We start from the raw sequence: 11,764 nt of genomic DNA, 5'->3' as shown, positions 1-11,764 counted from the left end.
TGATTATGGCCACAAGTACCATGCAGTTCAAGATCTACCGCTACGATCCGGACAAGGACGCCGCTCCCTACATGCAGGACATGTCGGTCGAAGTCGATTACTCGATCGACCGGAAGCTCCTGGACATCCTCACCCGGCTGAAGGCGAAGGACGACACGCTTTCGTATCGTCGCTCGTGTCGTGAGGGGATCTGCGGGTCCGATGCGATGAACATCAACGGCAAGAACGGCCTGGCCTGTCTTACCGAAATCAAGGATCTCAAGCAGCCGGTCGTTCTGCGGCCGCTGCCCGGTCTGCCGGTGATTCGCGATCTGATCGTCGACATGACCCAGTTCTTCAAGCAGTACCACTCGATCAAGCCTTACCTGATCAATGAGGGACCACGTCCCGAGCGCGAGCGCCTGCAATCCCCCGAGGAGCGTGAGGAGCTCAATGGCCTCTACGAGTGCATCCTTTGTGCCTGCTGCTCGACCTCCTGCCCATCGTTCTGGTGGAACCCCGACAAGTTCGTCGGCCCGGCCGGTCTGCTCAACGCCTACCGTTTCATTGCCGATACTCGCGACCAGGCGACCAACGAGCGCCTGGATGATCTCGAAGATCCTTATCGTCTTTTCCGCTGCCACACGATCATGAACTGTGTCGATGTCTGTCCGAAAGGGCTCAACCCGACGCGTGCGATCGGCAAGATCAAGGAGATGATGGTTCGTCGCGCAATCTGATGGAGGACCGGGAGAAACTCAATCGCCTGCGCTGGCGCTGCACACGTCGCGCAATGCTGGAGATGGATCTCTTGCTCGGGGAGTTTCTCGATCGAGTCTTCCCGAGTCTGAGCCCTGCCCAGGCGGATGCTTTTGTCATGCTCGCGGATCTCGAGGATCTCGAACTCTGGCCGCTGATCAATGGCAGCCGCGAGTGCACGGATCCGATACAGGCCGAAGTCGTTGCCTTGCTGCGCAACGTAAGAGTTAAGTAAGGAAGCTGCCATAATCTGACAGCTTCCTGTTCGTAGCTGTGATCTCACCACCTGAACGGGGATATAACCAATGACGATGGAACGTAAGGCAACCTTGAGCATCGAAGGGCGGGCGCCCGTCGAATTCCCAATCATGACGCCTACCCACGGCAATGATTGCATCGACATTCGCGCCCTGCTGAGCAAGACCGGACATTTCACCTATGACTCCGGCTATCTGTCGACGGCAAGCTGCAGGTCGAAGATCACGTTCATCGATGGCGACAAGGGCGAGCTCCTGTATCGTGGCTATCCGATCGAGCAACTCGCCGAGCAATGCAACTTCCTCGAGGTCGCCTACCTGTTATGGAATGGCGAACTGCCGACGGCATCCGAAAAAAGCGGTTTCGAGAAGAACATCAAGCTTCATACGATGGTGCACGAGCAACTCGTGAGGTTCTATCAAGGTTTCCGTCGTGACGCACACCCGATGGCCGTGTTGGTCGGTGTCGTCGGTGCCTTGTCGGCGTTCTATCACGAAGCGGAAAATTTCCTGGATCGGGAGCACCAGAACATCAGTTTCAACCGGATCGTCGCCAAGCTTCCGACGATCATCGCCATGGCCTACAAGTACCACATGGGCGAGCCGTTCATGTATCCGCGTAACGACCTCGATTACACGGCCAACTTCATGCACATGATGTTCGGCACGCCGTGCGAGGAATACGTGCCGAATCCGGTGCTTGTGCACGCGCTCGACACGATTTTCACGTTGCACGCCGATCACGAACAGAACGCATCGACTTCGACGGTCCGTCTCTCCGGTTCCTCGGGGGCCAATCCGTATGCCTGCATTTCGGCCGGTATCGCGTGTCTGTGGGGTCCCGCGCACGGCGGCGCCAACGAGGCCTGCCTGCAGATGCTCGAGGAGATACACGACGTGTCGCGGGTTGGCAAGTACATTGCGCGTGCCAAGGACAAGACGGACGAATTCAAGCTGATGGGCTTCGGCCACCGCGTGTATAAGAACTTCGATCCGCGTGCCAAGCTGATGCGCAAGGTTTGTGCAGATGTGCTCCAGGAACTCGGTTTGGAAAACGACCGTCTGTTCAAGCTGGCGATGGCGTTGGAAAAGATCGCGCTCGAAGACGACTACTTCATCGAGAAGAAACTCTATCCCAACGTCGATTACTACTCGGGCATCGTCCAAAAAGCGCTCGGCATCCCCACCACGATGTTCACCTGCATCTTCGCGCTGGCACGCACCGTCGGCTGGATGACGCAGTGGGAAGAAATGATCAACGATCCGGAGTACAAGATCGGCCGTCCGCGCCAGCTCTACATCGGCCCAGCCCGGCGCGATGTGATTGCCGTCGGCCAGCGCTAGGCCGGTGGGAGCGAAGGGCGGCAGGCAGTAGCCGCCCTTTTTTTCATGCTGTGGTCTCGCCGCCACAGGCTTTTCAATTCGAACCAGAACGGTGACGACAGGTAACTGCCATGATGAATCAGCTTTTTGGTAACTCCCTACTCTTTGGCGGCAACGCACCCTTTGTCGAGGAACTGTACGAGAACTATCTCGACAATCCCGGATCCGTTTCTGAACAATGGCGCGAGTATTTCGACAAGCTGGCGCAACTGCCCGGTTACGTCGCCCGCGACGTTCCCCATCTGCCGGTGATCAATGCCTTCGCCGAACAGGCGAGGCGGGGAGGCTACCGGGCGGCGGCGGTGGCGCCGATGGACGACAGAAAACAGGTGAGTATTCTCCAGATGATCACCTCGTACCGTTTCATCGGCGACCGCTGGGCGAATCTCGACCCCTTGAAGCGCACCCCGCGCCCCGATGTGCAGCAACTCGATCCCGCCTACTACGGGCTCTCCGACGCCGACCTGCATACGGTGTTCAATGCCGGCTCGTTCAAGGGAACCCCCGAGCGCGCCACGTTTGGCCAGATCTACGACGCATTGAAGGCGACCTACTGCGGTTCGATCGGCGTCGAGTACATGTACATCAGCATGACGGCCGAGAAGCGCTGGATCCAGGATCGCCTGGAGCGAATTCATTCGAAGCCGAGCTACACCGCCGAGGAGCGGAAGCGGATGCTCGAGCGGCTGACCGCCGCGGAAACGCTCGAACGCTACCTGCATACGCGTTACGTCGGGCAGAAGCGTTTCTCGCTCGAAGGTGGCGAATCCGCCATTGTCGCGATGGACGAACTGATTCGCGTCGCGGGTGCCGGCGGAGTCGACGAGATCGTCGTCGGCATGGCGCATCGCGGTCGCCTCAACGTGCTGGTCAATACCCTGGGCAAGGCACCGGCGATGCTCTTCGAGGAGTTCGAGGGCAAGAAAGCGCAGGAACTCACCGCTGGTGACGTCAAGTACCATATGGGCTACTCGTCCGACGTCTCGACGCCCGGCGGGCCTTGCCATCTGACCCTTGCCTTCAACCCATCGCACCTGGAAATCGTGAACCCGGTGGTCGTCGGCTCGGTCTATTCGCGCCAGCGTCGTCGTGGCGAGGATGGCAAGGACAAGGTCCTGGCGGTGCTGATCCATGGCGATGCCGCGGTCGCTGGCCAGGGGGTCAATCAGGAGATGCTCAACTTCGCGCAGACGCGTGGTTACGGTGTCGGCGGCACGGTGCACATCGTGATCAACAACCAGATCGGATTCACCACCTCGGATCCGCGCGACTATCGTTCGTCGCTGTATTGCACCGACATTTTCAAGATGGCGGAGGCGCCGATCTTCCACGTCAATGGCGATGATCCCGAGGCGGTGGCGCTGGTCACGGCGATCGCGGTCGACTACCGCAAGACTTTCAAGAAGGATGTCGTGGTCGACATCGTCTGCTATCGCAAGCTCGGGCACAACGAGCAGGATGAGCCGATGGTCACGCAGCCGTTGATGTACAAGAAGATCCAGATGCACCCTGGGACGCGCAAGCTCTATGCCGACAGGCTGGTTGCCGAAGGCGTTTTGCATCCCGAGGGGCCGGACGAGTTGGTCGCCGAGTACCGCGCTCATCTGGACCGCGGCGAACTCCTGTACAACCCCGTCTTGGCCGGCTACAAGCATCCGATGACCATCGACTGGACGCCATTCCTCTCACCGAAGTACATCGAGAACTGCGACACCAAGGTGCCGGTTGCCGAGCTGCGACGCCTTGCCGAGCGACTGACGACGATTCCGCCCAATTTCACGCTGCACAGCCGGGTCAGGAAGATCATCGAGGATCGCCGCCTGATGGGCGAAGGCAAGTTGCCGGTCGACTGGGGTATGGCGGAAAACCTGGCGTATGCCTCGCTGCTGGTTTCCGGCTATGGCGTGCGAATTTCCGGCGAAGACGTTGGTCGCAGCACCTTCTTCCACCGCCATGCCGCGCTGCACGATCAGAACCGTGAGCACTGGGACCACGGTACCTACTACCCCCTGTCCAATCTGCAGGAAAGGCAGGCCGGTTTCCAGTGTTTCGACTCGGTCCTCTCGGAGGAAGCCGTGCTCGCCTTCGAGTATGGCTACGCTACGGCCAACCCGTACGAACTGGTGGTGTGGGAGGCGCAGTTTGGCGACTTTGCCAACGGGGCACAGGTGGTCATCGACCAATTCATCGCGGCGGGCGAAGCCAAGTGGGGGCGCGCGAGCGGCCTCGTGCTGCTGCTGCCGCATGGTTACGAAGGGCAGGGACCGGAGCACTCTTCAGCGCGCATCGAGCGTTACATGCAGCTTTGCGCCGAGATGAACATGGAGGTCTGCCAACCGTCGACGCCGGCGCAGGTCTTCCACATGTTGCGCCGGCAGGCGCTACGCAACCAGCGCAAGCCCTTGATCGTGTTCTCGCCGAAATCTCTGCTGCGCCACAAGGACGCCACCTCATCGCTGGACGAACTAAGCGATGGCGAATTCCAGCCGGTAATTGGCGAAGTCGAGCCGATCAACGCCAAGAAGGTGACGCGAGTGGTCTTCTGCTCTGGGAAGATCTATTACGAACTGGTCGCAGCACGCCACGAAAGAAAGGTCGCGCACGTTGCGATCGCCCGCCTCGAGCAGCTCTACCCATTCCCGCAGGAATCGTTCCAGGAAGAACTTGCGAAGTATCCGAAAGCGACTGAAGTGGTCTGGTGTCAGGATGAACCGCGCAATCAGGGTGCCTGGTACTGGATCGCCTCACGCCAGCACCTGTCACGCTCGCTCAGCGAAAAGCAGCATTTGTTGCTCGTCTCCCGTCCCGCGTCCGCTTCGCCGGCGGTGGGATACCAAAGCAAGCACAACGCTCAACAAAAGGCTCTGATCGAATCCGTGTTCGGTGAGATCGAGTACTACAAATTGCCCTAGAACGGAGAGAACATGATCATCGACGTCAAAGTTCCACAGCTTTCCGAGTCGGTCGCCGAGGCGACACTGGTCTCGTGGCACAAGAAGGCCGGCGAGGCAGTCACACGGGACGAGAACCTGATCGACATCGAGACCGACAAGGTCGTGCTCGAGCTGCCCGCGCCCGACAGCGGCGTGCTGGTCGAGATCGTCAAGGGCGACGGTGACACGGTCGTTGCCGGCGAGGTGATCGCGCGCATCGACACCGCTGCTCAGGCCGGTGCAGTCGCCACGCCGGCGGCCAAGGCCGCGCCTGCGAAAACCGCATCCGCGAAGGCGGAAACGGCGCCGGCAGGGGCAGCGGCGACGGCCGCCGCGCTGCCGGCAGCCCGCAAGATCCTCGAAGAGAAAGGAATTCCCGCAGGCGAAGTTGCCGGAACGGGTCGTGGCGGGCGCATCACCAAGGCGGATGCGCTCGCTGCGCAGGCGCCCGCGGCCAAGCCCGTGGCCGCCGCAGCGGCTGCCGCCGCCCCGGCGCCAACCGCAACACCCGCTTTGCCACCAGCGCCAGCGGTGGCAGTGCCGCTGGGCGAACGTCCGGAGCAGCGGGTGCCGATGTCGCGCCTGCGTGCGCGCGTCGCCGAGCGGCTGCTGCAGTCGCAGGCGACCAATGCGATCCTCACCACCTTCAACGAAGTCAATATGGGGCCGATCATGGCGCTGCGCAAGCAGTACGGCGAGCGCTTCGAGAAGGCGCATGGCGTTCGCCTTGGCTTCATGGGCTTCTTCGTCAAGGCCGCCGTCGCCGCCCTGCAGAAATTCCCGGTAGTCAACGCCTCGGTTGACGGCAACGACATCGTCTATCATGGTTACATCGACATCGGAATCGCCGTCGGCAGCCCGCGTGGTCTGGTCGTGCCGATCCTGCGCGACGCCGATCAAATGACGATTGCCGACATCGAGAAGAAGATCGGGGAATTCGGCGTCAAGGCCAAGGACGGCAAGCTGTCGATGGAGGAACTCACCGGCGGCACCTTCTCGATCTCCAACGGCGGCGTTTTCGGCTCGATGCTGTCGACGCCGATCATCAACCCGCCGCAGTCGGCAATCCTCGGCATCCACGCCACCAAGGACCGCCCGGTAGTCGAGAACGGCCAGGTGGTGATTCGCCCGATCAATTATCTGGCGATGTCCTACGATCACCGCATCATCGATGGTCGCGAAGCGGTGCTGAGTTTGGTGACGATGAAGGAGGCGCTCGAAGATCCTGCCCGCCTGCTGCTCGGCGTTTAACCACCCCCCACCGAGGCAGCGCGGGCGTTAGCGCCCGCCGTGTCTCCGCGGTCAGAAAGGGAATCCAACATGTCCAAGCAATTTGACGTTCTGGTTGTCGGCGGCGGCCCCGGCGGTTACGTTGCCGCCATCCGTGCCGCGCAACTCGGATTCAACGTTGCCTGCTGCGAGTCGAATGCCTATGCCGATCCCAAGGGCGAGCCGCGTCTTGGCGGAACTTGCCTGAACGTCGGTTGCATTCCGTCGAAGGCGTTGCTGCATACGTCGCATCTCTTCGAGGAAGCCGCTCACAGCTTTGCCGGTCAGGGCATCGGCATCGGTGCGCCGACCATCGACGTTGCCAGGATGATCGGGCGCAAGGACGGCATCGTCAAGCAATTGACCAGCGGCATCAAGGCGCTGTTCAAGAAGAACAAGGTCACCCTGCTGAACGGACATGGCGCCTTCGTTGGCTGCAAGGGGTCGCCGGGAAACGAAGTCTGGCAGCTCAAGGTGGGCGAGGATCTGGTCGAGGCCAAGCAGGTGATCCTTGCCACCGGTTCCAAGGCGCGGCATCTGCCGGGAGTACCGGTCGATAACGAGATCGTTTGCGACAACGTCGGCGCGCTCGACATCGACGCCGTTCCGAAACGACTGGCGGTCATCGGGGCCGGCGTGATCGGTCTGGAAATGGGCAGCGTCTGGCGACGCCTCGGTTCCGAAGTGACGATCCTCGAGGCGCTGCCCGACTTTCTGTCGGTGAGCGACGTCGATGTCGCCAAGGAAGCCGCCAAGATTTTTGCCAAGCAGGGATTGAAGATCATCACCGGCATCGAGATCGGTGACGTCAAGATATCGCAAAAGGGTGTCTCGATCGACTACACGGACAAGGACGGCAACGAGCAGAAACTCGACGCCGATCGCCTGATCGTTTCGATCGGCCGGATCCCCAACACCGACGGCCTGGACGCTGACAAGGTGGGTCTCAAGTTGACGGACCGCGGCCAGATCGAAGTCGACTCGCATTGCCGTACCAACCTCCCCGGAGTATGGGCGGTGGGGGATGTCGTCGCCGGCCCGATGTTGGCGCACAAGGCGATGGAAGAGGGAGTGATGGTTGCCGAGCAGATGGCGGGTCAGGCCGGCCATTGCAATTTCGAGACCATCCCCTGGGTGATTTACACCAGCCCGGAGATTGCCTGGGTAGGCAGGACCGAACAACAGTTGAAAGCGGAAGGGGTGGCCTACAAGGTCGGCAAGATTCCCTTTGCGGCAAATGGCCGCGCCCTCGGCATGGGCGATTCCGGCGGTTTCGTCAAGATGCTGTCGGACGCGCAGAGCGACCGCATTCTCGGCCTGCACATCATTGGCGCGAATGCTTCCGAGCTGATCTCCGAGGGTGTCGTCGCGATGGAGTTCGGTGCAGCATCCGAGGATCTGGCTCGCATCTGCCACGCGCATCCGACGCTGTCGGAGGTGGTGCACGAAGCAGCTCTGGCCTGTGACAAGAGGCCGCTGCACTTTTAGCCGCTGCTCTCCGGTCCAGGTGTCAGAATCGGCGAGGGTGCCTCTGGCCTCGCCATGCTTTTCTGGCACCAACCCTGATCGACTCTCTCGGACTGTGCATGGCGCTTGCGCTTCCCCAGCACGTCGCCAGTCTATTGCCGTCGCCTTCGTGATTGCGCTCTTATCGCATCGCCCTGAGGGTAAACCGCGGGACGCGCACGCGACTTGCGGCAGCGAGGAGTCTCGTGGGTGATGTCGGGAATTGTTACACCCGCTGGGCTCATCTCGCCTGATAGAGGTCGGACGGCGGCGCCAAGCGATTGATGAGCAGACGAAATTTCGTCGATCATGGCGAACGGCATGTTTTTTGCTCCACGTCGCTGCGTTCCGCGCGCTAGCCCGATCACGGGGGATTCTATCCTCTTTGATTTCCGAATTCGGATCACCCACGCGCGACGTACGTCTCTAACACTTCATGAAAGAAAAGAACAACATGACTGGAACTATGGCACGCAACTTGCGCCGCTGTGGAATCGTGGCTGGCGTACTGGCCACTGGCATGGCCAACGCGCTTACCATCACGGACTTTGGCGTTGACAGCGAAGTCCGACACTACACGATTGGAACGGGTAGTACCGTCAGCTATATCCCTGCCTTTTTTCAGGACGCGGCGGGACCCTTTGTGGTATCCGGGAGTTTCGACGTGGAGCTCTCGCATTACTGGTGGAAGTACTTCGTGGACGGTGACCCGGTGGGGGCGCTTGGCACTTTTGTCTTCGATTCGCATTGGGCGCGCTTCATCAATCCTAGTGTGATTGGCAGCATCTCGCCTGATGGCTTTGAGTTTCCAAACTATTTTGTTCGCGTCAATGGCGATGTGCTGGACGGCGATGCGAACCCTTGCACCTTCCCTGCTAGCCCGGACACTCTCTGTTCAGGATTTACCAGCGGCCCGATCGCTTCACTGACTGGCCACATCAGCGGCAATGAGATTGCCTTCAGCGGTTTTCAGCCCACCGGTTTCTTTTTCGAGGGATTCTCGTACACCATCAACGCGGCGGTGCTTCCGTTGCCGGCTACGCCGTCGCTATTGCTTCTGGGTATCGGTCTGCTCGGCTTGTTCAAGCCTAGGACGAGAAAGGTCTAGTCGCCGCAGAACGGATTGCTGCGGCGTTCGGCACCGAATGTCGACATCGGTCCGTGACCAGGAATGAACGCCACGTCGTCGCCGAGTGGCCAGAGCCGATTACGGATCGACGAAATCAGCGTATCGAAGTCCCCCTTCGGAAAATCGGTGCGGCCGATCGAACCCTGGAACAAGACGTCACCGACAATTGCCAACCGGCCCGGTGCGTAGAAGAAAACCACGTGCCCCGGCGTGTGCCCGGGGCAGTGCAGGACGTCCATCTCGACATTTCCGAAGCGCACCTTGTCACCCTGCTCGAGCCAGCGGTCGGGTGTGAAGGCGCGCACGTTGGCAAAGCCGAACATCCTGCTTTGTGCAGGCATGCCGACGATCCAGAACTGATCCTCCCGTTGCGGTCCCTCGATCGGCAGTGATAGGCGTTCGGCCAGTTCGGCCACCGCGCCCGCGTGATCGATATGCCCATGGGTCACCAGAATCTTCTCGAGTTCTATGCCCTTGGCTTCCACTGCGCGCAGGATGCGCGAGACATCGCCACCAGGGTCGACTATCGCGCCGCGTTTGGTTTGCTCGCACCACAGGATACTGCAGTTCTGTTCGAAGGGAGTGACCGGGATGATTTGGTATTTCATGGATGGCCGTCATTGGGGCAGGAATGGTCGGGGCTGCGAAGTATATCAGTGCGCGGCCTCGGCGTGCCGGCGCAGGCAGGCGTCCGGCGCCACTCCCCAATGCGCGAGCCTCGCGGCGAGTCGCCTAGCGCCAGCCGAAGCAGGGTGCGATTCCTCTCCGACTGGGCACCTCTTTCCGAAGCCTTCGACTCTCGCCGGCAGAGTCCGTGGCGGAAGCGCGGCACCGCCCGCACGTCGTTGCGCGAGTTACAATGCCTTGCGAGCATTGCCCGATTCCCGAACCCCGGAGCAGAGATCCATGTATATTCCTTCCGCTTTCCGCGAAAAGCGCGTCGACCAGATGCACGGGTTGATCCGGGCGCACCCGCTGGGCCTGCTCGTCACTCATGGTCCCCAGGGGCTGCAGGCATCTCCAGTGCCGTTCGTGATCTATTCCGAAGAAGGCCAGCGCGGAGTGCTCCGGGCTCATCTGGCGAAGGCGAATCCGCACGGGAAGGAACTGGTGGAATGTTTGGAATGCCTGGTCGTTTTTCAGGGACTCGAAGGCTACATCACGCCGTCGTGGTATCCGACCAAGTCGATCAACGGGAAAGTCGTACCGACCTGGAATTATGCGACCGTGCACGCTTGGGGAAAGCCCGAGACGGTGGCGGACGACGGCTGGCTGAGCCGGCAGATCGATGACCTCACCCGATTGCACGAAGGGCGGCGCCCGTTGCCATGGTCAACCGAAGACGCGCCGGCCGATTTCCTCGCGGCGCAGCGACGGGCGCTGATCGGCATCGAGATCCACATTTGCCGCATAGAAGGCAAGTGGAAAATGAGCCAGAACCGGAACGACGTCGACCGCGTCGGTGTCATCGACGGCCTGCGTGCGGACGACGACCCGCACCGCCATCCGCTGCTCGCCGATCTGGTCGAGAGCAGAAGCCGACGTCAGGCCGAGGCGTGACTCCGCACATCGGCGTCGCTCGTGATGTGGCGAAGCCGCGTCGGTACGGCTGCCGTGACCGGCGTATCTCGCCCCGACCTGGTGCCAGCGCTGCGCATCGCCCATCGGCCGCCTTCTGTGCCGTCAAGAATGCAGGTGTCGATCGCAGCTCCATCGTCCAGATCGCTACTCCCACCCCGCATTGACCCGTGAATCAAGGGCCGAGCTGCGCTCCAGCGTTCAGCATGCCTGTCGACCAGACGGCCGGAGCCGTGCTCAACCCGCCGTGCGACCGCTCGTACGTTCCGGCTGGCGGGCGCCGCCTGTCCCCGCAGGCCGTCCCGACGGTTGTCCGGCCGTCTGTCATCGCCCGGCGAACGAAGCGCCTTCGCTACTACGCCTCCTTGGTGGCTGTGCTCTGGCTGGGCGTCGGTTGCCGGGTGGTGGCACAGGCCGATGCGGAGGGAAGCATGGCCGCCGCGATCGACGTCTCGCTCGACGGCGCAACCTACATCGTCAACGCCAGCGCCCGGCTGGCTGCGGATCGGCGCGTCGTCTGGGACACGCTGACTGACTACGAGCGTCTACGCGAATTCGTTCCCGGAGTGATGCGTGCCCGCGTCCTCGAGCGTACAGGCGATCGGTTGGTCATCGAACAGGTCGGCGTCTTCTCGGTGTTGTTCATGGACCTGCCGGTACGGCTTCGGCTGGTGGTGGAACATACTCCCTACACGATGGTGCTGGCCCGCCTGGCTGACCCGGCAGATGTCGGCGACCCGACGCTGCGCAGCTTCCTTGGGCGCTACCGCTTGCTCCCAATCTCTCTCTCGCGACGTGAAGGAGTTCGCCTTGATTACGATGCACAGTTCGAACTTGCACGGCCGCTGCCAACCGTGATCGGCTCGCTGTTCGGAGTCGCCGCAGTGCGGCGCACGATGCGCGAGCAGTTCACGGCGATGCTGCGCGAGATCGAGCGGCGTCAGGCGCTCGTGGACGCCGGTGACTGACCC

General features: G+C 61.3%; 10 protein-coding genes. 9 read left to right on the top strand and 1 reads right to left on the bottom strand.

Annotated elements, in window-relative coordinates; translation table 11 throughout:
* The first annotated feature begins 5 nt into the window (after positions 1-5).
* The 7 genes from NFV80_RS14225 (at position 6) to NFV80_RS14195 (ending at position 9,194) form a co-directional block, all read left to right on the top strand.
* Entirely contained in the window at positions 6-719 is a 714-nt protein-coding gene (locus NFV80_RS14225) for a succinate dehydrogenase iron-sulfur subunit (protein ID WP_295330636.1), read from the top strand.
* Positions 719-973: a succinate dehydrogenase assembly factor 2 gene (locus NFV80_RS14220; RefSeq protein ID WP_295330633.1), complete on the top strand. Its 255-nt coding sequence runs from the start codon at positions 719-721 to the stop codon at positions 971-973. Before NFV80_RS14225 ends, NFV80_RS14220 begins: the two co-directional genes overlap by 1 nt.
* Positions 974-1,043: 70 nt before the next feature.
* Complete coding sequence (gene gltA, locus NFV80_RS14215; protein WP_295330630.1) at positions 1,044-2,339, top strand: citrate synthase; 1,296 nt, start codon at positions 1,044-1,046, stop codon at positions 2,337-2,339.
* A gap of 110 nt (positions 2,340-2,449) precedes the next feature.
* Complete coding sequence (locus tag NFV80_RS14210) at positions 2,450-5,290, top strand: 2-oxoglutarate dehydrogenase E1 component (RefSeq protein ID WP_295330628.1); 2,841 nt, start codon at positions 2,450-2,452, stop codon at positions 5,288-5,290.
* Positions 5,291-5,302: 12 nt separating this feature from the next.
* A complete protein-coding gene (gene odhB / locus NFV80_RS14205; RefSeq protein WP_296759085.1) occupies positions 5,303-6,562 on the top strand; it encodes a 2-oxoglutarate dehydrogenase complex dihydrolipoyllysine-residue succinyltransferase in 1,260 nt (419 codons plus the stop codon).
* A 69-nt stretch (positions 6,563-6,631) separates the two neighbouring features.
* The gene (gene lpdA, locus NFV80_RS14200; RefSeq protein WP_295330625.1) at positions 6,632-8,068 is read left to right on the top strand and encodes a dihydrolipoyl dehydrogenase; all 1,437 of its coding nucleotides are present in this window, start codon (positions 6,632-6,634) and stop codon (positions 8,066-8,068) included.
* A gap of 454 nt (positions 8,069-8,522) precedes the next feature.
* Positions 8,523-9,194 carry a hypothetical protein gene (locus NFV80_RS14195; RefSeq protein ID WP_295330623.1) on the top strand — a complete coding sequence of 224 codons (672 nt, stop codon included), beginning with the start codon at positions 8,523-8,525 and terminating at the stop codon, positions 9,192-9,194.
* Here the strand turns inward: NFV80_RS14195 and NFV80_RS14190 are convergent.
* On the bottom strand, positions 9,191-9,823 hold the full coding sequence (locus NFV80_RS14190) for an MBL fold metallo-hydrolase (RefSeq protein WP_295330621.1): 633 nt from the start codon (positions 9,821-9,823) through the stop codon (positions 9,191-9,193). The genes NFV80_RS14195 and NFV80_RS14190 overlap by 4 nt on opposite strands.
* A gap of 298 nt (positions 9,824-10,121) precedes the next feature.
* Here NFV80_RS14190 and NFV80_RS14185 point away from each other — a divergent pair, with 298 nt between their 5' ends.
* Together NFV80_RS14185 and NFV80_RS14180 are read left to right on the top strand one after the other, a co-directional pair.
* The gene (locus NFV80_RS14185; RefSeq protein WP_295330619.1) at positions 10,122-10,775 is read left to right on the top strand and encodes an FMN-binding negative transcriptional regulator; all 654 of its coding nucleotides are present in this window, start codon (positions 10,122-10,124) and stop codon (positions 10,773-10,775) included.
* A 224-nt stretch (positions 10,776-10,999) separates the two neighbouring features.
* The gene (locus NFV80_RS14180) at positions 11,000-11,761 is read left to right on the top strand and encodes an SRPBCC family protein (RefSeq protein ID WP_295330615.1); all 762 of its coding nucleotides are present in this window, start codon (positions 11,000-11,002) and stop codon (positions 11,759-11,761) included.
* Positions 11,762-11,764: the final 3 nt, after the last annotated feature.

The organism is Accumulibacter sp. (assembly GCF_023806565.1).
Lineage (GTDB): Bacteria > Pseudomonadota > Gammaproteobacteria > Burkholderiales > Rhodocyclaceae > Accumulibacter.
The sequence above is the reverse complement of the archived record's forward strand: the minus strand, read 5'-3'. Positions and strand labels throughout refer to the sequence as shown.

What these genes read in the sequence shown, in the direction of transcription:
- NFV80_RS14220 (WP_295330633.1), top strand. Translation starts at nt 719, where the DNA reads ATGGAGGACCGGGAGAAACTCAATCGCCTGCGCTGGCGCTGCACACGT.
- gltA (WP_295330630.1), top strand. Translation starts at nt 1,044, where the DNA reads ATGACGATGGAACGTAAGGCAACCTTGAGCATCGAAGGGCGGGCGCCC.
- lpdA (WP_295330625.1), top strand. Translation starts at nt 6,632, where the DNA reads ATGTCCAAGCAATTTGACGTTCTGGTTGTCGGCGGCGGCCCCGGCGGT.
- NFV80_RS14210 (WP_295330628.1), top strand. Translation starts at nt 2,450, where the DNA reads ATGATGAATCAGCTTTTTGGTAACTCCCTACTCTTTGGCGGCAACGCA.
- NFV80_RS14185 (WP_295330619.1), top strand. Translation starts at nt 10,122, where the DNA reads ATGTATATTCCTTCCGCTTTCCGCGAAAAGCGCGTCGACCAGATGCAC.
- NFV80_RS14195 (WP_295330623.1), top strand. Translation starts at nt 8,523, where the DNA reads ATGAAAGAAAAGAACAACATGACTGGAACTATGGCACGCAACTTGCGC.
- NFV80_RS14190 (WP_295330621.1), bottom strand. Translation starts at nt 9,823, where the DNA reads ATGAAATACCAAATCATCCCGGTCACTCCCTTCGAACAGAACTGCAGT.
- NFV80_RS14180 (WP_295330615.1), top strand. Translation starts at nt 11,000, where the DNA reads ATGCCTGTCGACCAGACGGCCGGAGCCGTGCTCAACCCGCCGTGCGAC.
- odhB (WP_296759085.1), top strand. Translation starts at nt 5,303, where the DNA reads ATGATCATCGACGTCAAAGTTCCACAGCTTTCCGAGTCGGTCGCCGAG.
- NFV80_RS14225 (WP_295330636.1), top strand. Translation starts at nt 6, where the DNA reads ATGGCCACAAGTACCATGCAGTTCAAGATCTACCGCTACGATCCGGAC.